The 19,843-nt window shown below is 64.5% G+C and carries 19 protein-coding genes and 1 tRNA gene; 13 read left to right on the top strand and 7 right to left on the bottom strand.

Annotated features, from left to right (window positions below; genetic code table 11):
* Positions 1–69 precede the first annotated feature (69 nt).
* The 3 genes from prpB to AAZQ98_RS14400 are packed head-to-tail and all read right to left on the bottom strand — an operon-like array spanning position 70 to position 3,168.
* Positions 70–999 carry a methylisocitrate lyase gene (prpB, locus tag AAZQ98_RS14390; RefSeq protein ID WP_332487338.1) on the bottom strand — a complete coding sequence of 310 codons (930 nt, stop codon included), beginning with the start codon at positions 997–999 and terminating at the stop codon, positions 70–72.
* Between the two features lies 1 nt (position 1,000).
* Positions 1,001–2,518 carry an MmgE/PrpD family protein gene (locus AAZQ98_RS14395; protein WP_434693221.1) on the bottom strand — a complete coding sequence of 506 codons (1,518 nt, stop codon included), beginning with the start codon at positions 2,516–2,518 and terminating at the stop codon, positions 1,001–1,003.
* Positions 2,515–3,168 carry a GntR family transcriptional regulator gene (locus AAZQ98_RS14400; protein WP_105659037.1) on the bottom strand — a complete coding sequence of 218 codons (654 nt, stop codon included), beginning with the start codon at positions 3,166–3,168 and terminating at the stop codon, positions 2,515–2,517. The genes AAZQ98_RS14395 and AAZQ98_RS14400 overlap by 4 nt, the downstream gene beginning before the upstream one ends.
* Before the next feature lie 187 nt (positions 3,169–3,355).
* On the opposite strand from AAZQ98_RS14400, the gene AAZQ98_RS14405 reads away from it, so the two are divergent.
* Positions 3,356–5,272, top strand: coding sequence for an AMP-binding protein (locus tag AAZQ98_RS14405; RefSeq protein ID WP_434693224.1), 1,917 nt, complete (start codon positions 3,356–3,358; stop codon positions 5,270–5,272).
* Positions 5,273–5,285: 13 nt separating this feature from the next.
* Here the strand turns inward: AAZQ98_RS14405 and AAZQ98_RS14410 are convergent, their stop codons facing one another.
* The gene (locus AAZQ98_RS14410) at positions 5,286–6,014 is read right to left on the bottom strand and encodes a response regulator (RefSeq protein ID WP_434693580.1); all 729 of its coding nucleotides are present in this window, start codon (positions 6,012–6,014) and stop codon (positions 5,286–5,288) included.
* Positions 6,015–6,049: 35 nt separating this feature from the next.
* The gene (locus AAZQ98_RS14415; protein ID WP_434693226.1) at positions 6,050–7,756 is read right to left on the bottom strand and encodes an ATP-binding protein; all 1,707 of its coding nucleotides are present in this window, start codon (positions 7,754–7,756) and stop codon (positions 6,050–6,052) included.
* A 167-nt stretch (positions 7,757–7,923) separates the two neighbouring features.
* Between AAZQ98_RS14415 and AAZQ98_RS14420 the strand changes: the two genes are divergently transcribed.
* From AAZQ98_RS14420 to AAZQ98_RS14430, 3 genes are all read left to right on the top strand, one after another.
* Entirely contained in the window at positions 7,924–9,222 is a 1,299-nt protein-coding gene (locus AAZQ98_RS14420; protein ID WP_434693228.1) for a cation:dicarboxylate symporter family transporter, read from the top strand.
* A gap of 115 nt (positions 9,223–9,337) precedes the next feature.
* On the top strand, positions 9,338–9,949 hold the full coding sequence (locus AAZQ98_RS14425) for a GDSL-type esterase/lipase family protein (protein WP_434693231.1): 612 nt from the start codon (positions 9,338–9,340) through the stop codon (positions 9,947–9,949).
* A gap of 9 nt (positions 9,950–9,958) precedes the next feature.
* The gene (locus AAZQ98_RS14430) at positions 9,959–10,402 is read left to right on the top strand and encodes a cytidine deaminase family protein (protein WP_434693233.1); all 444 of its coding nucleotides are present in this window, start codon (positions 9,959–9,961) and stop codon (positions 10,400–10,402) included.
* 16 nt (positions 10,403–10,418) lie between these two features.
* On the opposite strand, the gene AAZQ98_RS14435 is transcribed toward AAZQ98_RS14430, so the two are convergent.
* Positions 10,419–10,769 (bottom strand): VOC family protein, encoded by a 351-nt coding sequence (locus AAZQ98_RS14435; RefSeq protein ID WP_434693235.1) that lies wholly within the window; start codon positions 10,767–10,769, stop codon positions 10,419–10,421.
* A gap of 284 nt (positions 10,770–11,053) precedes the next feature.
* Positions 11,054–11,434: a hypothetical protein gene (locus tag AAZQ98_RS14440; protein ID WP_434693237.1), complete on the bottom strand. Its 381-nt coding sequence runs from the start codon at positions 11,432–11,434 to the stop codon at positions 11,054–11,056.
* A 186-nt stretch (positions 11,435–11,620) separates the two neighbouring features.
* Between AAZQ98_RS14440 and AAZQ98_RS14445 the strand changes: the two genes are divergently transcribed.
* From AAZQ98_RS14445 to AAZQ98_RS14485, 9 genes are all read left to right on the top strand, one after another.
* Positions 11,621–12,517 (top strand): ParA family protein, encoded by an 897-nt coding sequence (locus tag AAZQ98_RS14445; RefSeq protein WP_013348536.1) that lies wholly within the window; start codon positions 11,621–11,623, stop codon positions 12,515–12,517.
* Positions 12,517–13,419, top strand: coding sequence for a segregation and condensation protein A (locus AAZQ98_RS14450; protein ID WP_434693238.1), 903 nt, complete (start codon positions 12,517–12,519; stop codon positions 13,417–13,419). Before AAZQ98_RS14445 ends, AAZQ98_RS14450 begins: the two co-directional genes overlap by 1 nt.
* Positions 13,412–14,002, top strand: a complete 591-nt coding sequence (gene scpB / locus AAZQ98_RS14455) for an SMC-Scp complex subunit ScpB (protein ID WP_434693240.1) — start codon at positions 13,412–13,414, stop codon at positions 14,000–14,002. The genes AAZQ98_RS14450 and scpB overlap by 8 nt, the downstream gene beginning before the upstream one ends.
* 101 nt (positions 14,003–14,103) lie before the next feature.
* Entirely contained in the window at positions 14,104–15,225 is a 1,122-nt protein-coding gene (locus AAZQ98_RS14460; protein ID WP_434693243.1) for a pseudouridine synthase, read from the top strand.
* A 3-nt stretch (positions 15,226–15,228) separates the two neighbouring features.
* Positions 15,229–16,329 carry a prephenate dehydrogenase gene (locus AAZQ98_RS14465; protein ID WP_434693245.1) on the top strand — a complete coding sequence of 367 codons (1,101 nt, stop codon included), beginning with the start codon at positions 15,229–15,231 and terminating at the stop codon, positions 16,327–16,329.
* Complete coding sequence (gene cmk, locus AAZQ98_RS14470; protein WP_434693247.1) at positions 16,311–17,006, top strand: (d)CMP kinase; 696 nt, start codon at positions 16,311–16,313, stop codon at positions 17,004–17,006. The genes AAZQ98_RS14465 and cmk overlap by 19 nt, the downstream gene beginning before the upstream one ends.
* Positions 17,007–17,071: 65 nt before the next feature.
* On the top strand, positions 17,072–18,604 hold the full coding sequence (der, locus tag AAZQ98_RS14475) for a ribosome biogenesis GTPase Der (RefSeq protein WP_105659051.1): 1,533 nt from the start codon (positions 17,072–17,074) through the stop codon (positions 18,602–18,604).
* Between the two features lie 101 nt (positions 18,605–18,705).
* A tRNA-Pro gene (locus tag AAZQ98_RS14480) sits at positions 18,706–18,779 on the top strand.
* Positions 18,780–18,879: 100 nt separating this feature from the next.
* A complete protein-coding gene (locus AAZQ98_RS14485; RefSeq protein ID WP_434693250.1) occupies positions 18,880–19,722 on the top strand; it encodes a PhzF family phenazine biosynthesis protein in 843 nt (280 codons plus the stop codon).
* Positions 19,723–19,843: the final 121 nt, after the last annotated feature.

The following is a 19,843-nucleotide window of genomic DNA, read 5'->3' on the forward strand; positions in this document are numbered from 1 at the left end:
TAATAATGCTTTGGGTCGCGCCGGCCGGCGGGTGCCGGCCAGCGCAGGGGGTAGTAGGTGCTTGCGAGCCTAGAGGTTCGCGCTGTTGGAATCAATGTCCAGGGTTGGGACCTGGAAGTTGAAGATTCCGGTGTCGAAGCGGTTGTAGGCCTCGTAGTCCACGAGCTCGTACAAACGTGACCTGGTCAACATGCTATCCACTTCGCGTGCCTGGGTGCCATCCTCGCTGATGGCATCCAGTACGCGTTCAGCCGCGCCCATGGCGCTGCGCAGCAAGGTGACCGGATAGATGATCAGCGCGACGCCTGCATCGGCCAGTTCCTGGCGGTTGAACAGCTCGGACTTGCCGAACTCGGTCATGTTCGCCAGTACCGGCACGTCGACCGCATTGCATACTGCCTCGAATTCGGCGACGTTCTTCATCGCCTCCGGGAAGATCGCGTCGGCACCAGCATCGACCATCGCCTTGGCGCGGTCGATCGCCGCATCCAGGCCATCGACCGCACGGATATCGGTGCGGGCCATGATCAGGAAGTTCTCATCGATGCGTGCATCAGCGGCAGCGGCGATGCGCTTGAGCATGGTGTCGGTATCCACCACATTCTTGCCATCCAGGTGCCCGCAGCGCTTCGGGTTGAACTGGTCCTCGATGTGGCAGCCGGCCAGGCCGGCGTATTCGAGTTCCTGGATGGTGCGGGCCACGTTCATCGGCTCGCCGAATCCGGTGTCGGCATCCACGATCGCCGGCAGGTCCGACATGCGCGCGATCTGCCCGGCGCGGGTTGCTACCTCGGTCAGCGAAGTCAGGCCGATATCCGGCAGGCCCAGGTCGTTGGCCAGCACGGCACCGGAGATGTAGATTCCGTCGAACTGCTTCTCGCTGATCAGCTTGGCCGAGAGCGGGTTGAACGCTCCGGGGAACTGGCGGGCAGCGCCCGGGGTGAGCATTTCGCGCAGCGCAAGGCGCTTTTCTGCGGGGGTCCTGGTCGAGTACAGCATGCTAGAACAGGCCCTTCGGTGCGGCCGCGGCGTCGATGACGCCCGCTGCGGCGGCGATGTTCAGCTGGTCCAATTCGCCGGCGGCCAGATTTTCCAGGTTTTCCGCGGCCGCGATGAAGCGGTCGATCTCGGCGTCGTCCACCAGGCCGGCGGCCAGGGTGCGGAACTTGTTGATGTACTGCTCGCGGGCGAAGGGGCGGGCGCCCAGCGGGTGCGCGTCGGCAACGGCGATTTCGTCGGTGATCACGGTGCCATCGTTCAAGGTGATTTCCACCGAGCCGCCGAAAGCCTTCTCGGCAATATCCAGCGAGTGGTAGCGGCGGGTCCATTCGGCATCTTCTTCGGTGGCCACCTTGTTCCACAGCTCCACGGTGTCGGCGCGGCCGGCACGCTCTGGCGCGTAGGAATCCACGTGGTGCCATGCGCCATCCTGCAGGGCCACGGTGAAGATGTACGGAATCGAGTGATCCAGGGTCTCGCGCGATGCGGTTGGATCGTACTTCTGCGGGTCGTTGGCTCCGGAGCCGATGACGTAGTGCGTGTGGTGGCTGGTCTTGATCAGCACCGACTTGACGTTCTGCGGGTCGGTGGCCTCCGGGTGCTCGCCATGCAGCTTGCGGGCCAGATCGATCCAGGCCTGCGCCTGGTACTCGGCCGAATGCTCCTTGGTGTAGGTGTCCAGGATGGCGCGCTTGGCTTCGCCGGCCTCTGGCAGTGGCACCTCGTAGGCGGCGTCCTTGCCGTCGAGCATCCAGGCGATCACGCCGTCTTCGCCTTCGTAGATTGGCACGGGGGAAGTCTGGCCGCGCATCGCGCGGTCGGCAGCCTCGACGGCCATCTTGCCGGCGAAGGCCGGGGCATGGGCCTTCCAGGTGGAGATTTCGCCCTTGCGCGACTGGCGGGTGGCGGTGGTGGTGTGCAGGCCCTGGCCAACGGCCTGGAAGATGGTCTCGACATCCAGCCCCAGCAGGGTGCCGATGCCGGCAGCGGCCGATGGGCCCAGGTGCGCTACGTGGTCGATCTTGTGCTTGTGCAGGCAGATGGCCTTGACCAGGTCCACCTGGATCTCGTAGCCGGTGGCGATGCCGCGGATCAGGTCCTTGCCCGAAGCTCCGGTGTGCTGGGCAACCGCCAGGATCGGCGGGATGTTATCGCCCGGGTGGGAGTACTCGGCAGCCAGGAAGGTGTCGTGGTAGTCCAATTCGCGCACGGCCACCCCGTTGGCCCACGCTGCCCATTCCGGGGAAACCTTCTCGGAAATGCCGAAGACGCTGGCGCCGGCACCGCCGGTGGATGGCGCGTGCGACAGTGCCTGGGCACGGGCGGCAACGATCGGGCCGCGGTTCAGCGAAGCGATCGCGACCGAAGCATTGTCGATGATGCGGTTAATGATCATGCCGGCCACTTCTGCGGTGACCTCTACCGGATCGGCAGCGACCGTGGCGATCTTATGTGCCAGCTGGTCTTCGCGAGCCAGGTTTTCCTCTGAGCGGTATACGCGTACGGGGTGGTTGATCATGGTAACTGCCTTTCTGATCCGGCCGCATGGGCCATGATGTGGGTGAAGGATTCGTGCAGGTGAACTGTGGTGGCCGCGGCCGCGACCTCTGGGTTTCCGCTGGCGATTGCCCTGGCGATGGCCGCGTGCTCGGAAGCGGAAGCCTTGAGCCTTTCGGGATTGTCCTTGGCCATGCGCCGCACCCGTTGCAGGTTCACCCGCAAGGTGCGCAGGGCGTTGGACAGGTAATTATTGCCAGCTGCTTCGTCGATGGACTCGTCCAGCAGCTGCACCAGCTGGTAGTAGGACTCCCGGGATCCGGGAAGCTCCACCTCCGTGAGAGCTGCTTCGAAGCGGCTGGCCAGCTGCGTGAAGGCCGATCGCTGCGCGGACTTGGCAGCTTCGCGTGCGCTGGCGCATTCCAATGCCACGCGCAATACGAACAGGTCTTCCACGTGGTCTTCGCTGACCTCGGAGACGACAGCGCCGCGTCCGCGATGCTGAACCGCCAAGCCGTCGGCGACCAGCCGGCCCAAGGCCTCGCGCACCGGAGTGCGGGAAACGCCCAGGCGCTCTGACTGTTCCACTTCGGCCAGGACGGTCCCTGGAGCCAGCCGCCATTCGACAATGTCGGCGCGGAGGCTCTCATAAACCTTGTCGCTTGCTCTCATGGCTCCAGTGTATACATGAAACCCGAAAATATGTGAGTTGCGCCAAATTCTTTTGGTATTTTTTCGAAATCTGTATACAAAGCGGTTGCGGTGATGTGATCGTACTCATACAGTTAACGCCAAGAGGACGACCTCAACCACCACACAGGTGCCGGGTGATGATGCCCGGAGCCAGGAGGAGAGAACCATGGTGCAGGAATACCGCCAGGCCTATGACCAAGCCACCAATGACCCCGCCGCATTCTGGCTGCAAGCTGCCCGGGATATCCACTGGGACAAGGCGCCGCGGATTGCGCTGGATGATTCGCGCAAGCCGCTGTATGGCTGGTTCCCGGATGGCATGCTGAACCTTTCGGCCAACGCGCTGGACCGCCACGTCGAAGCCGGACGCGGGGAGAGCACCGCCTTGGTCTACGATTCGGCCATGCTGGGCACCGCCACCACCTACTCGTACTCCGAACTGCTGCGCGAAGTGGAAATCTTCGCCGGCGTGCTGGCCGGACGCGGCGTGAAGGCCGGTGACCGCGTGCTGGTCTACCTGCCGATGATCCCGCAGGCGGCCATCGCGATGCTTGCTTGCGCACGCCTGGGTGCAATCCACTCGGTGGTCTTCGGCGGCTTCGCGCCCAAGGAACTGGCGGCCCGCATTACCGACTGCGCCCCGGTCGCGATCATTACCGCCTCCGGCGGCATCGAGCCAAGCCGCCGCATCGAATACCTGCCGGCAGTGGCCGAAGCGCTGGGCCTGGCCGAACCTGCGGTCAGGGACGTGATCGTTGCCCACCGCGATGGCTTCGAGCACGGCCTGGACGAGTACCAGGCACAGCCGGTCAACGGCCAGCAGATCAATTGGCTGGACTGGGATGAGCAGGCGAAGACCGCCTCGCCGGCCGGGCCGGTCTCCGTGCCATCCACCCACCCGCTCTACGTGCTCTACACCTCGGGAACCACCGGTGCCCCCAAGGGCGTGGTGCGCGACACCGGCGGCTACGCCACGGCCCTGCAGTACTCCATGAACGCGGTCTACGACGTGCATCCGGGAGACACCATGTTCACCGCCTCCGACGTGGGCTGGGTGGTCGGGCACTCCTACATCGTCTATGCGCCGCTGATCGCGGGGGCCACCACGGTGCTCTACGAGGGCAAGCCCATCGGCACTCCGGATGCCGGTGCGTTCGGCCGGATCATCGAGGACCACAAGGTCACCACGATGTTCACCGCGCCGACTGCGCTGCGCGCGGTGCGCAAGGCCGACCCGGAAGGCGCGATGATCGCCAGCCACGATCTGTCATCGCTGCGTGCGCTGTTCGTTGCCGGCGAGCGGCTGGATCCGGATACCTACCACTTCGCCTCGAAGCTGCTGGGCATCCCCGTGGTGGATAACTGGTGGCAGACCGAAACCGGCTGGCCGATCGCGTCCAACCCGCTGGGCCTGGAAGAGCTGCCTGCCAAGGCCGGTTCGCCGACCACCCCGGTACCGGGGTTCGACGTGCAGATCCGCGATGCGCTGGGCGAGCAGCTCGGCGCGAATCAGGAAGGCAACATCGTTGTCCGGCTGCCCTTGCCGCCCGGCGCCTTGACCACCCTGTGGGGCAACGACCAGCGCTTCATCGACACCTACCTCTCGCAGATCCAGGGGTGCTACCTCACCGGCGATTCCGGCTTCCTGGACGACGACGGCTACCTGTTCGTCATGGGGCGAACCGATGACGTGATCAACGTGTCCGGGCACCGCCTGTCCACCGGTGCCATGGAGCAGGTGCTGGCCAGCCATCCCGCCGTGGCCGAATGCGCGGTGATCGGCCTGGCCGACACGCTCAAGGGCCAACGGGCCAGCGGCTATGTGGTGCTCAAGTCCGGTGTGCAGATCCAGGAGGAAACGCTGAAGAAGGAAATCGTCGCGCTGGTGCGCCAGCACATCGGCGCGGTGGCCGACTTCCGCGAAGTCACCGTCGTGGCGGCGCTGCCCAAAACCCGTTCGGGCAAGATCCTGCGCAAGACCATGCGGCAGATTGCCGATGGCAAGGACTACTCGGTCCCGTCAACCATCGAGGACACCGCGGTGCTCGACGAGCTGGTGCCGCTGCTGCGTCCCGAAGCCTAGGGGAAACCAGGGCCTAGCTGCGCGAGGCTGCCCGGTATTCGTATTCCGGGCGGCCTCGTGTGCCGTGCCGGGGCTGCTTGACCACGGCCTTGACCTCGGCAAGATGCTCCAGATAGCGCCGGGCGGTGACCCGGGAGATGCCCAGCTCTTCTCCGAGCTCGGTCGCTGACAGGCAGGTATCGGGCTTGCTGCGCAGATGGTCGGTGATCTGCGCCAGCGTTTCCGGAATCAGCCCCTTGGGCAGGGATGCGGAAGCGCTGGTGGTGCGCAGGGCCGAGAACGCATTATCCAGCGCGGCCTGGCTGGTATCCGGGCCGGTGGAGCTGATCTCGGAAATGAACCGCCGGTGGTTCTCCAATTTCTCGGTGAACGCCGCGAAGGTGAAGGGCTTGATCAGGTACTGGGTGATTCCGGTGGCTACCGCCGAACGCACCACAGCCAGGTCCCGCACCGCGGTAATGGCGATGATGTCGGTGGTCAGCCCGCGGCCGCGCATGCGCTTGGCGACGTCGATGCCGTGCAGGTCGGGCAGGGTCATATCCAGCAGGACCAGGTCAAAGGGATCGTGGGCATCGCGGGCCGCGGCCAAGAGCCCGAGCGCCTGCTGGCCGTTGGCGGCAATGGCGCCGGTGGCGAATCCCGGAACGCGGTTGACGTACTTGGCGTGGGAGGCGGCAGTTTGCGGCTCGTCGTCGACCACGAGCACCTTGAAGCTGTGCGAGGCGGTGCCCGGCGGGGGCATGGCTGCAGTGGATTCGTGCACGGTACCCTCCTGGGCTAGTCGCTGATTCTCAAGGGCAAGGTGACGGTGAAGATGGCGCCGGCATCGTTATCAACACCCATTGTGCCACCTAGCCGCAGCACCGCCTGCTGCACCAGCGCCAGTCCCAGGCCGCGCGGCTGGCCGCCGGCCTTGGTGCTGGCCCCGAAGCGCAGCAGCTGATCGAGGAACTCGGGTTCGATGCCCGGGCCGGAATCGGCCACCGCGATGATCAGCTCGTCATCGGCCGCGGCCACTTCCACCCATACCGTCGCGTCCTGGGTGCCCGCCGAAGCATCCAGCGCGTTATCCAGCAGGTTGCCGACGATGGTGACGATGTCGGTGGCGGCAAAGGCATTGCCCGGAATCATGCCCTGCGCGTTGATATCGAGCTTCACGCCGCGCTCATGGGCTTGGGCGGCCTTGGCCACCAGCAGGCTGGACAGATAGACGTCGTCGATGGAATGCACGATCGCATCGGTGAGCTTCTGCGAATGCTGGCGGTCATCGACCGCGAAGGCCAGCGCCTTGTCGCTCTGGCCATTTTCGATCAGCGTGGCAATGGTGTGCAGGCGGTTGGCATGCTCATGGGTTTGCGCTCGCAGGGCGGTGGAGAAGGTCTTCAGCGATTGCACTTCGCCGGCCAGTTCCTGCACTTCGGTCAAATCGCGCAGCGTCATGACCTGGCCGGTCACCGGCTGGGAACCGAACCAGCGGGCCGGCAGCCCGCCGCGGCGGGGCAATCGCGCGTTGGTCAGGCGGGCCGGGCCCTGGGAAATGGACAGCACGGTGTGGGTGCCCAAATGGATTTCGTCCTTGCAGCTGCGTCCGGTAGCCATCAGGGTGCGCAGGGTTTCGGGGACCTGCACCTGGTCGAGGTCCAATCCGCCGGAAGGCACTTCCTCGGGGAAGCCGAGCAATCTGGAAGCTTCCTGGTTGTAGAGCACGATGCGGTGCCGCCGGTCCAGCAGGACCAGGCCCTCGCGAACCGAGTGCAGGGCCGAGAAGTAGAAGGCGTAGAGCCGGCGCAGCCCGTGCGGGCCGAAGCCGAGCGTGGCCTGGTTGACGTAGCGGGAGAAGGACCATGAGCTGAAACCCGCCAGCAGCAGGGCCAGTGCCGAAACGGTCATGATCTGCGGAAGTTCGCTGCGGTAGATCGACTCCAGGCTCTCCAGCGTGATGCCCGAAGAGACCATCCCCACCAGCTCGCCGTCGTGGTAGACCGGGGCGATGGTGCGCACCGAAAGGCCCAAGGTGCCCGCGGCCACCTCGTTGTGGGTTTGGCCGGCCAGCGCCTGGTTGATGCTGCCCGAATATCCCTTGCCCAGCTGCTCGGGTTCGGGGTGCGTGACGCGCAGGGCATCGGGGGTCATGATCGTAATGAAATCCACGCCTTGCCCGCGGTCCAGGATCTTGTCGGTGTAGGGCTGCAGCTGCTCGGTGGGGTGATCGCCGGCCAGGGCCTGGGACACGAAAGGATCGTTGGCCAGGGTGATGGAAATCGTGGCCACCGTGGCCTGCTTGTCATCCTGGATCACCTTCGCCTGGTGCTGGTAGGTGGCGACCGCCAAGCCGACGACGACGAAGATGACCACCAGCATCTGGGCGGCGAAGATGACTACCGCCAGGGACCAGCCGTCGCGGCTGAGCGGTGCGGGGGAAGCGGCCTCGCGGGTGGGGCGGGGCAGCGACAGGTCGGTGAAATGATCGGTCACTGCGCTCATCTCCTTGGGCTGCCTGGTCCTTGTACTGTTCACCGCGTGACCAATATGAACGCAATGGAGATGCGGATCACTTCGAACCGCACCATGGATACAGAACGATTCTACGTAATGCCGGCTGTGCGAGGGTGCACGGTTCGGTTCCATGCGCTCACAAGGGTAGGACTACCATGGCTGTCACAGACCAGATGCCGCCGGCAGGCAATTCGCCGCAGGCCGGAACGAAGAAAAAAGACAAGACCCACTGGCTGTACATCATGGTGATTGCCGCCGTGGTGCTCGGCGCAGCGGTTGGCCTGCTGGCCCCGGAGGTGGGCAAGGCCCTCAAGCCCCTGGGCACCGGCTTCGTCGCACTGATCAAGATGCTGATCGGTCCAGTCATCTTCTGCACCATCGTCCTGGGCGTTGGTTCTATTGCCAAGGCGGCAACCGTCGGCAAGGTCGGCGGCCTGGCGCTGCTGTACTTCATCACCATGTCCACCTTTGCGCTGGCCATCGGCCTGGTCGTCGGCAACATCATCCACCCGGGTTCGGGGCTGAAGCTCGAGCCCTACGAGTCGGGTTCCGGCGGCGGGGAGAACTCCACCGTGGCCTTCCTGCTGGAAATGATTCCGGGCGACATCCCCGTGCTGCCGACCCTGGTGCTGGCCCTGCTGGTCGGCTTCGCGCTGCAGTCCATGGGCAAGTCCGGTGAGCCTGTGCTCAACGGGGTCAAGCACATCCAGGCGGTGGTCTTCCGCCTGATGATGATGATCATGTGGGCTGCCCCGATCGGTGCCTTCGGCGCCATTGCCGCCGTGGTCGGCGCTACCGGCTGGGCCGCCATCGGCTCGATGGCGATCCTCATGGGTGCCTTCTACGTCACCTGCGCGCTCTTCATCGTCATCGTCCTCGGTTCCCTGTTGCGCCTGGTCACCGGCCTGAACATCTTCCTGCTGCTGAAGTACCTGGCTCGCGAATACCTGCTGATCTTCTCCACCTCATCCTCCGAGTCGGCACTGCCGCGCCTGATCGCCAAGATGGAGCACGCAGGGGTGTCCAAGCCCGTCGTGGGCATCACCGTGCCTACCGGCTACTCCTTCAACCTCGATGGCACCGCCATCTACCTGACCATGGCGGCACTCTTCGTCTCAACGGCCATGGGCATGCCCATGAGCCTGAGCGAGCAGATCGGCCTGCTGGTCTTCATGATCATCGCTTCCAAGGGCGCAGCCGGCGTGACCGGCGCCGGCCTGGCCACCCTGGCAGCCGGCCTGCAGTCGCACCGCCCGGAACTGCTGGATGGCATGGGCGTGATCGTGGGCATCGACAAGTTCATGTCCGAGGCCCGCGCGCTGACCAACTTCACCGGCAACGCCGTGGCAACCTTGCTGATCGGCAAGTGGACCAGGGAGATCGACATGGACCAGGCCAAGGCCGTACTGGCGGGCAGCCTTCCATTCGACGAGAGCAGCGTCGAAGGCCACTAGGACCTTGCTGGAAATCCGTTATCCGACACGTTCGGGTAACGGATTTTCTGCGTCTGGGCGCCTTTGGCAAGATTGGGCCTAGCCGGGCGCAGCAGCCAGCAGGCGGAAAGGCATCATGGGTTCAGCGGTACGAGTGTGCTTTGTCGGCGATTCCTTCGTCGCAGGAGTCGGCGATGAAACCCATCGCGGATGGGCAGGGCGGCTGGTCGCCCGGGGAATCGAACGGGGCCATGGGCTCACCGGCTACAACCTCGGTGTTCGCGGCGATACCAGCGCCATGATCCGGCAGCGATTCGAAGCTGAATGCGCCGCACGTTTTCCGCCAGGGGATTACGCGCCAGGCGTAGTGCTCTGCTTCGGGGTCAACGACGTGATCCGCTGGGACGCGAAGCCGCGGGTGCCCGCCGGAGAACGGATCCAGAACCTCGAGGCCATCCTGGATGCGGCAAAGAAACGCAGTTGGCCGGTTCTCATGATCGGTCCGCCGCCGATCGCCGATGATGCATTGAACGCGGAATTGCGCGTGCTGGATGCGCAAATGCGGGCACGGTGCGTGTCGAGGAATGTGCCTTATCTCAGCGTGCTCGGGGATCTCGCGGGACATGAGCTGTGGCGCCGCCAAGTGGCCGCCGATGATGGAGCGCACCCGCGCGCGGCAGGCTACGACCTGCTGGCGGAGATGGCCAGCCAGGCTTGGGACCCGTGGCTTGCGGAACTGGGCAGCTAGGCTGGAGCAATGAACGGGACACCGCACCGGCAGCAGTATCGTGCACTGGCAGACGCCGAAGAAGAACTGGTCGAGCTCGCCCGGCGGACCATTGAGGCAGCAACCGACGCGCCCGATGGCGGCGACGGAGTGCACACCATGGGCGCCGCGGTGCTGGCTGCCGACGGCGCCATGCACGCGGGCGTGAATTTCTACCACTTCACCGGAGGCCCGTGTGCAGAGCTGGTGGCCTTCGGTGCGGCCCGCGCCGCCGGGGCAGGGGATCCGCAGGTGGTGGTGGCGGTGGGCAACCAGGGGCGCGGCATCAAAAGCCCGTGCGGGCGCTGCCGCCAGGTGATGGCTGATAGCTATCCGTGGCTGCGGGTCATCGTCGATACCCCGCACGGGGCGCGCAGCATCGGCATTCGCGAGCTGCTGCCGTTGTCTTTCGACTGGTTGGCCGAGCAAGCCTGAGAGCCTGATGCCCGGCTCAGCGCGAGAGGCCGGGCAAGGGCGAAGCGAGCACCACCCGGTTGCCGTCGGGATCCTGCAGCTGCACGATCCGTGCTCCGCCGCCGGACTGCGGGCCGTGATGCCCGATGCCCGCATCCAGCAGGCGCGCGGCCTGCGCGTCGAGGTCGGCCACTTCCAGGACCAGCGTGCTGTACCCGGCACGGTCGGGCTCCGCGAAGACTTGGACTCCGAATCCCGGGGCCAGATGCCATTCGAGCAGCCCGTCCATGGGCCGCTGGTCCGGCGCCCGGTTGAAGAGCCGCGCGTACCAGTGCTCGGCCCGGGCCAAATTCGATACCGTGCAATTGCTGAGCATTCCCGTGAACATCTGCCTCGCCCCTTATGCCGCCGGATGCCGGCGCGTGTGGAACCATTCGACCACCGCAATGCGCCAGGATCAAGAACTTATCCGAATAGCCAGCGGATGATCGGGCTGGGCGCCAGGGCGCTGCCCGGCCGGGCACTCCACGGCAGGATCATCTTCCAGTGCCTGGCCGGTGGCTTGGGCCAGATCGCAGGGGTGGTCGAGCAGGTCGCGTACCGTCCAAGCGGTGCATGGCCCGGGAATCCTGGTTCATGATGATTCCGGGCTTCGGCCCAGAAGCACGCAGGTCAGTGGCCGGCCGCGGTGAGCAGGCGCTGCAGGCGCGGGCCGAACTGGACCTCATGATCCAGAGCCATCAGCTCGTCGATCGACGCGTGCAGCTGCTGCGCAGCGAGAATCGACTGGAGGTACCCCCAATAAGCGTGCAGCTCCTCGGCCCGTGTCCACCCCGGTGCCGGTTCATCCGGGCCCACCACAACCAACGCGGTGTCGCGGATTCCGGCCGGCGTCACCTGCGCCCATTCTTCGCTGCTGGACCATCCGCGGTCGTCGAGCACCACGATGAATTGCCCGTCGTCCAGTTGGGCCTGGAGGAGCACACGGACCCTTGCCTGCTTGCTGCCTGGCTCGGCTTCCGCCCAGCTGGCGAACTTTTCAATGGTGCGCATCGTGCCCTTCCCGCAAATGCCAGATTGCGTTCAGCTCGCATACAACATTAGAGCTAAGGTTCAAGGTAAAGGCTCGCCGTGGAAGAACCCAAAAAACCAAGATCTTTTGCTTCGACCGATAACCTTGAAATGAGCTTACAGCTCGAAGAATCAGGTTTATCGAACGGGAAGTGTGGTTTACCCATCGTGAGCGAGGAACAGGGAAACAAGCACCGCGGAGCGGGGATGCTCAAGGAGCCTCGCCCAGTGGGTCCTACTGGCAAGCCATTGACAGATTTCCCAGTGCCAGCACCGTTGCCATCGCACGGCCCGGCACGCGTGATCGCCATGGTGAACCAGAAGGGCGGCGTCGGCAAGACCACCTCCACCATCAATCTCGCCGCCGCGCTCGCCGAGTACGGCCGCAAGGTGCTGCTGGTGGACTTCGACCCGCAGGGCGCGCTGTCTGCCGGCTTCGGAACCAACCCGCATGAAATGGACATCACCGTCTACAACGTGCTGATGGACCGCAAGGTGAAGATCACCGATGCCATCGTGAAGACCGACGTCGAGAACATCGATCTGCTGCCAGCCAACATCGATTTGTCCGCAGCCGAGGTGCAGCTGGTCAACGAGGTCGCCCGCGAGCAGGTGCTGGAACGTGCGCTGCGCAATGTCATCGACGACTACGATGTGGTGCTCATCGACTGCCAGCCATCGCTGGGCCTGCTGACCATCAACGCGCTCACCGCCGCCCATGGCGTGATCATCCCGCTGACCGCAGAATTCTTTGCGCTGCGTGCGGTGGCATTGCTGATGGAAACCATCGACAAGGTCAAGGACCGGCTGAACCAGGTGCTGGAGCTGGACGGCGTGGTGGCCACCATGTACGACGCCCGCACCCTGCACAGCCGCGAGGTCATCACCCGGCTGGATGAGGCCTTCGGCGACAAGCTCTTCGAGACCGTTATCAAGCGCACCATCAAGTTCGCCGACGCGAACGTGGCCGCCGAACCGATTACTTCCTACGCCGCGAACCACCCGGGCGCTGAGGCCTACCGCAACCTCGCCCGCGAACTGATTTGGCGTGGTGGTGCCCCGTAATGAGCGCCACGCTCAGCGAAGAAGCCGCCACCGATTCCACCGCGCCAGCAGGAGCTGAGCAGGAATCGGCTGGCGGTTTTCGCCTTGCCCTGCAGAATTTCAACGGGCCCTTCGATGTGCTGCTGCACCTGATTACCAAACGCGAGCTGGATATTACCGAGGTCGCGTTGGCAGAGGTCACCGACGAATTCATCGCCTACCTGCGCGAGCTGCAGGCCACCAGTGCCGCCGAGGGGAGCGACGGGATGAAGGTGCTCGATGAAACCACCGAATTCCTCGTGGTCGCCTCCACGCTGCTGGATTTGAAGGCGGCCCGCTTGCTGCCGCGCGGCGAAATGGCCGATGAGGAGGACTTCGAGCTGCTCGAAGCCCGCGACCTGCTTTTCGCGCGGCTGCTGCAGTACAAGGCCTTCAAGCAGGCCGCCGAGTTCTTGGGCGAACGCTACGGAATCGAGGGAGCGCGCCATCCCCGCGAAGTCTCGCTGGAACCGCAGTTCGCGGCCCTGCTGCCGGAGCTGGTGTTCAGCATCGGGCCCGACGCCCTGGCCGCGATGGCGGCCAAGGCGCTGGCGCCGAAGCCGGAACCGGAAACAGAGGTCGGCATCGGGCACCTGCACGGGGCGAACGTCACCATTGCCGAGGAAGCCGATGCGATCACCGCCCTGCTCGAAGCCCGCGGCACGCTGGCATTCACCGAGCTGGTGGCAGACGCGGATGCGCAGCTGGTGGTGGTCGTGCGTTTTCTGGCATTGTTGGAGATGTTCAGGCAGAAAGCCATTAGCTTTGCGCAGGAAGATCCGCTCGGCCCGCTGCTGATCTCGCTGGTCCAGGAGTCCAGTTTCGATGCGCAGGCCGTGCAAGACGACTACGAGGGGAGTGGTGGTGAGGTGGATCATGAGTGAGATTGCACCCATTGACCAGCTGCCAGGAGGCCTGGAATCGGGCCTTGAAGCGGTGCTGATGGTCGCCGATATCCCCGTATCTTCGGCACGTTTGGCCGAAATCTTCGAAGTCCCCACCGCCAGGGTTGCCGCCGCTTTGGAGAACCTTGCTACCGAGTATGATAGTAAGGATCGCCCGCGCGGATTTGAACTGCGTCGCGTCGCCTCCGGGTGGCGCTTCTATTCGCGGGCCGATTACGCCGATTTCGTCTCCAGTTATGTGCTCGACGGGCAGACAGCACGCCTGTCACAGGCCGCCCTAGAAACCCTGGCTGTCATCGCTTACCGACAGCCGGTCTCGCGTGGACGTATTTCGGCGATTCGAGGTGTCAACGTCGATTCAGTGGTGCGCACGCTGCTCACCCGCGGATTGATCACGGAGTATCCGGAAGTTGGGGATGGCGGAGCGACGCTGTACCAAACCACCGAATACTTCCTGGAACGACTGGGACTGGGCTCGCTTGATGAGTTGCCTGCGCTGTCCCCGTATCTTCCCGGGGTGGCCGACCTCGAATCGCTCGATTCGGCAACCTACGACGACTAGGTAGCTGCCAGCCGGCAGCTACAACGGACCAACCACGCGTGAAGCCCCAAGACTGGCGGGCTCGCGCAGCGAACACGTAACAGCAAGGGACACAGGCAAGCATGAGCAGGGGACCATCCTCAGGCCGCAACGATCGCGGCAACAATTCAAACTTCGGCGGCAAGCCAGCAGGCGGCCGCGGCACTACCGGCGGCAAGTCCGGCGGCAAGTCCTACGGCAAGCCAAGCGGTGCAGGCCGCACCGGTGGCAAGTCCTTCGGCGAGAAGCCATTCGGCGAGAAGCCGTATGGCAAGTCCGCCTCGGGCAAGCCAGGGGAAAAGTCGAATTCGGCCAAGCGCAACACCGCAGCACCGCGCAAGAACTCCGAGCGTGCTTTCGGCAAGGAACGCTTCGGCAACTCCGTGCCGACCAACTATGCGCGCCCGACCCAGCGCGCCCGCGCCCAGGCTCGTGCCGAAAGCCAGGCAGCTCGCGAGATCAACGGCGAGCAGCAGGACGGCATCCGCCTGCAGAAGGCCATGGCCAACGCCGGGGTGGCCTCGCGCCGCGTCTGCGAGGAGATGATCCTCGAAGGCCGCGTCGAGGTCAACGGCAACCTGGTCGTCGAGCTGGGTTCGCGCGTGGATCCAGCCAAGGACCGCATCCACGTCGATGGCATGCGCATCCAGATGAACCAGGCAAACCGCTACTTCGTCTTCAACAAGCCGAAGCACGTGATGTGCACCATGGATGACCCGGAGGGCCGCCGCACCATCGCCGACTACTTCAAGAACGAGCACCACTCGCTGCGCTTGTTCCACGTTGGCCGCCTGGACTACAAGACCGAAGGCGTCTTGATCCTGACCAACGACGGCGAGCTGGCCAACCGCCTGCAGCACCCGAAGTACGAAGTCCCCAAGACCTACCTGGTGCAGATCCCCGGCCCGCTGCCGCGTGCGGTGAGCAACCAGCTGCGCGAGGGAATCAAGCTCGAAGACGGCTGGATCAAGGTCGATGACCTGAAGATCATCGCCACCACCCCGAAGCACGTGATGGTCGAGGTGACCCTGCACTCGGGCCGCAACCGCATCGTGCGCCGCATGTTCGACGCCGTAGGCCACCCGGTCCAGCGCCTGGTGCGCGTTGCCGTGGGTCCGGTGCTGCTGGGCGACCAGAAGCAGGGCACCATCCGCTCCCTGGGCAACCAGGAAGTCGGGCACCTCATGGCCATGGTGGGGATGTAGCCCATGGCGTCTTCTCACCTTGCAGGCCCGGTGCTGGTCATCGGCACCGGCTTGCTGGGCACCTCGGTGGGATTGGGCCTGCGCGCCAAGGGCGTGCACGTCTACCTGTCGGATATTTCGCCGACCGCTGCCGGAGTAGCCCAGGACATTGGCGCCGGGGTGCTGCTGGAGCACCAGCAGATCGCCCCGGAAGTGGTCGTGATCGGTGCTCCACCGGATGTCACCTCCGCCCTGGTGGGCGACGCGCTGCTGGCCTATCCGAACGCGGCCGTGGTGGACATCGCCAGTGTCAAGGGCTCGATCCTGGCCGGGGTGCTGGCGGACGAGCGGCTGGGCGAGGCCGAGACTTCCCGCTATGTGGGGACGCACCCGATGGCGGGCCGGGAGAAGTCCGGACCGGCCGCGGCCCGTGGCGAATTGTTCACCTCCATGCCGTGGGTCATCTGCGCCCATGAAGGCGCGCAGGCTTCGCGGGTCAAGGCCGCCGAATCCCTGGCCATCGACCTGGGTGCGACCATGTACCGGATGAGCGTGGCCGAGCACGATGAGTCCGTCGCGCTGATCAGCCACTTCCCGCAAGCGGCCAGCTCGATGATCGCCTCGCGCCTGCTGAACGCCGAAAGCCACCAGCTGGCCTTGGCGGGCAACGGGCTGCGCGACACCACGCGCATCGCGGCCAGCGACGAGAAGCTCTGGATCCAGATCTTCTCGCACAATGCCGCCGCTCTGGTGCCGATCCTGACCGGGATGAAGGAAGACCTGGACCGGCTGATCAGCACGCTGCAGAACCCGCAGGGCCCCGGCGCGCTGCTGGACCTCTCGCAGCTGATGACCGAAGGCAACGCCGGCAAGGCCCGGATTCCGGGCAAGCACGGCGCACCGCCGCAGGCGTTTGCGTTGGTCACCGTCGTGATCGATGACCGGCCGGGGCAGATCGCCCAGCTGCTGACCGAAATCGGCGACGCGCAGATCAACATCGAGGATTTGCGCATGGAGCACTCCGCAGGCCATCAGGTCGGCATGGTGGATGTTTCGGTCGTGCCCGGCCGGCGCGATGAATTGATAGATGTATTGACCAAGAACGGATGGAAGGTAGCCCAGTGAGCACCTTGAACAACGACAAGCTTGTTATTGCCATCGACGGCCCTAGCGGCTCCGGCAAGTCCTCGGTCTCCAAGGCCGTCGCCCGCAAGCTGGGCGCAGCCTACCTGGACACCGGTGCCATGTACCGTGCGATCACCTACTCGGTGCTCGCCGATGGCACCGATCTGTCCAACGCCGAGGCCATTGCCCAGGCCGTGCGCGATGCCAAGCTGTCCATCTCGGTCGATCCTGATGCTGAACTGGTTGAAATCGGCGGTGTGGACGTGACCGCGGCAATCCGCGAACCACGCATCTCCGAGCAGGTTTCCACCGTTGCCACCAACCTGGACGCGCGTGCCGAACTGGTCCGCCGCCAGCAGGAAATCATTGCGGCCAACACCCGCATCGTGGCCGAAGGCCGCGACATCACCACCGTGGTCGCCCCGGATGCCGATGCGCGCATCCTGCTGACCGCATCGGAAGAAGCCCGCCTGCGCCGTCGCGGCCTGCAGCTGGGCGGAACGCAGAACGAGTCGCAGCTGGCTACCCAGGTGCTGGCGCGCGATGCGAAGGACTCCACCGTGGTGAACTTCACCCAGGCTGCCGACGGAGTCATGACCGTAGACTCCTCGGACCTGGATTTCGAGCAGACCATCGACGCAGTGCTTGACGCAGTCGGCACTGCAACGAAAAACTAGCCTAAAGCTGGTGCCCATCCTCGGCGAGAGCCGATGAAGATTACGATCGCTGTGAAGGGAAAATCATGAGCGAGAACAACTCCACCCACGACGAGGAATACATCCCCGTTGGAGACGACGATATCGCCGAGCGCCTGGCCGAACTGAGCGAGGAAGAGGCCGCGGTTCGCGCCCAGGCCCTGCTCAGCGGACTGGAAGACTACGAACTGGACGAAGAGGACTCCGCCCTGCTTGCAGGCCTGGATAGCTTCGATGACGACGATGAAGACGTTGTCATTCCGCCGGTCCTGGCTGTTATCGGACGACCTAACGTCGGCAAGTCCACCTTGGTCAACCGCATCCTGGGCCGCCGCGAAGCGGTAGTCGAGGATACCCCGGGCGTCACCCGCGACCGCGTGTCCTATTCCGCCGAGTGGGTGGGACGCCCATTCACCATCGTCGATACCGGTGGCTGGGAGCACGATGCCAAGGGCATCCACGCCTCGGTTGCCGACCAGGCCGAAATCGCCGCCGACGTCGCTGACGCCATCCTCTTCGTGGTCGACTCCCACGTGGGCGCGACCGCAACCGACGAGGCTGTGGTGAAGATGCTGCGCAAGAAGGGCAAGCCGGTCTTCCTGGTGGCCAACAAGGTCGACGACTTCAACCAGGAAGCCGAAGCCGCCGCGCTGTGGGGACTGGGATTCGGCCAGCCATGGCCAGTCTCGGCCCTGCACGGCCGTGGCACCGCCGACCTGCTGGACGCTGTCATGGAGAAAATGCCGGCCCATTCGGCTTTCGGCGGCATGATCCCATCGGGCGGTCCGCGCCGCATTGCGCTGATCGGCCGTCCGAATGTGGGCAAGTCCTCGCTGCTGAACAAGGTGGCCGGCTCCGAGCGCGTAGTTGTCGACGATCTGGCCGGCACCACCCGCGATCCCGTGGACGAACTTGTCGAGCTGGGCGGCGAAGTCTGGCGCTTCGTGGATACCGCCGGTATCCGCCGCCGCCAGCACATGGCCGTCGGCTCGGACTACTACGCGTCGCTGCGTACCCAGACCGCGCTGGAGAAGGCCGAAGTCGCCGTCATCCTGCTGGCTGCCAATGAAACCATCTCCGAGCAGGACGTGCGCATCATCCAGCTGGCCATCGAAGCCGGCCGCGCGATGGTCATCGTCTACAACAAGTGGGATGAGGTGGATGAGGATCGCCGCTACTACCTGGACCAGGAGATCGAGCGCGACCTTGCCCATATCGAGTGGGCACCGCGCGTGAACATCTCGGCGAAGACCGGCTGGCACAAGGACAAGCTCGTTCCCGCACTGAATACCGCGCTGGAATCCTGGGACAAGCGCATTCCAACGGGCAAGCTGAACGCCTTCCTGGGTGAACTTGTCGCAGCCCACCCGCACCCGGTGCGCGGCGGCAAGCAGCCACGCATCCTGTTCGGCACCCAGGCTTCGGCCCGTCCGCCGCGCTTCGTGCTGTTCACCACCGGCTTCCTGGATCCAGGCTACCGCCGCTTCATCACCCGGCGGCTGCGCGAAACCTTCGGTTTCGAAGGAAGCCCCATCGAGGTTTCGATGCGAATCCGCGAGCGCCGCGGACGCAATCGCTAAATTTCGAATTTAGCCCTTCACTTGGTGTAGGCTAATAAAGGAGCTTTTCGCAGACGGCACCCTTGGTTCTCACGACTTGGGGATAACGGCTGCGAGGGCATCGGGCTATGGCGCAGCTTGGTAGCGCGCCTCACTGGGGGTGAGGAGGTCGCAAGTTCAAATCTTGTTAGCCCGACGATCCAATCGGAAAACCCCGTCGAGAGTTTCTCTCGGCGGGGTTTTGCCGTGCCTCCCCAGAATTCCACACCCACGGCGAAGATCCGGAAGATGGTCCAATGCAACGCAGATTCCAGCAGGTCGATGTCTTCGGCGCCACCCCGTACAAGGGCAACCCGGTAGGGGTGGTGCTCGACGGGCAGGGCCTGGATACCGAGTCGATGCAGGACTACTCGCTCTGGTCCAATCTCTCCGAGGTCACCTACGTACTGCCGGCCAGCGACGAGCGGGCCGACTACCGTTTCCGCATCTTTGCGCGCGATCGCGAATTCCCATTTGCCGGCCACCCGGCCTTGGGCACAGCGCGTGCCTGGCTGCATGCCGGGGGAATGCCACAGGATCCGAAGCAGCTGGTCGTCGAGTGCGAAGCTGGTTTGGTGCCGATCAGGATCGAAGGTGAAACGCTTTCCTTTGCTTCGCCGCCGGCTGTTCGAACCGGTGCCATTGCGCCGCACGAACTGAAGGAAATGATCCAGATCCTGGGCATTGAGCCCGAGCAGATTGTGGATTCGCAGTGGACGGATAACGGGCCGGGGTGGGCCGCGGTGCTGCTGGAAAACTCGCAGCAGGTTTTGGACATCGCACCGCGGATCCCCACTAAGCCAGGACGCTGGAAAATCGGGGTCTTCGGCGCACTGCCGCAGTCGTCGGCACCGGAAAAATTCGAAGTCCGAGCTCTGGCCATCGAAAACGGCTCGCTGCGCGAGGATCCGGTAACCGGAAGCCTGAATGGAGCGGCCACGCAATGGCTGATGGCCGCCGGGCACGCCACCGCGCCACTGGTCAACCGGCAGGGTGCGAAAGCCGGACGCGATGGGCATGTGCATCTGGACTTGGCCGACGGCCAGCTTTGGGTTGGCGGGGCAGCGAATGTCCTGATTGAGGGCAGTATCGAGCTGTAGTGCGCAAAACCTTGCCTGTTGTGATGGCTTGGGCTTAGCCTTGAATGGTGGGAACGTTAATTCATGGAGTCCATTTCCTCTAGGCGGTAACCAGTGTCGAGCATCGCTCCGCTGACGCCAT

Origin of the sequence: Glutamicibacter sp. Je.9.36 (genome assembly GCF_051129975.1) — a bacterium.
Lineage (GTDB): Bacteria > Actinomycetota > Actinomycetes > Actinomycetales > Micrococcaceae > Glutamicibacter.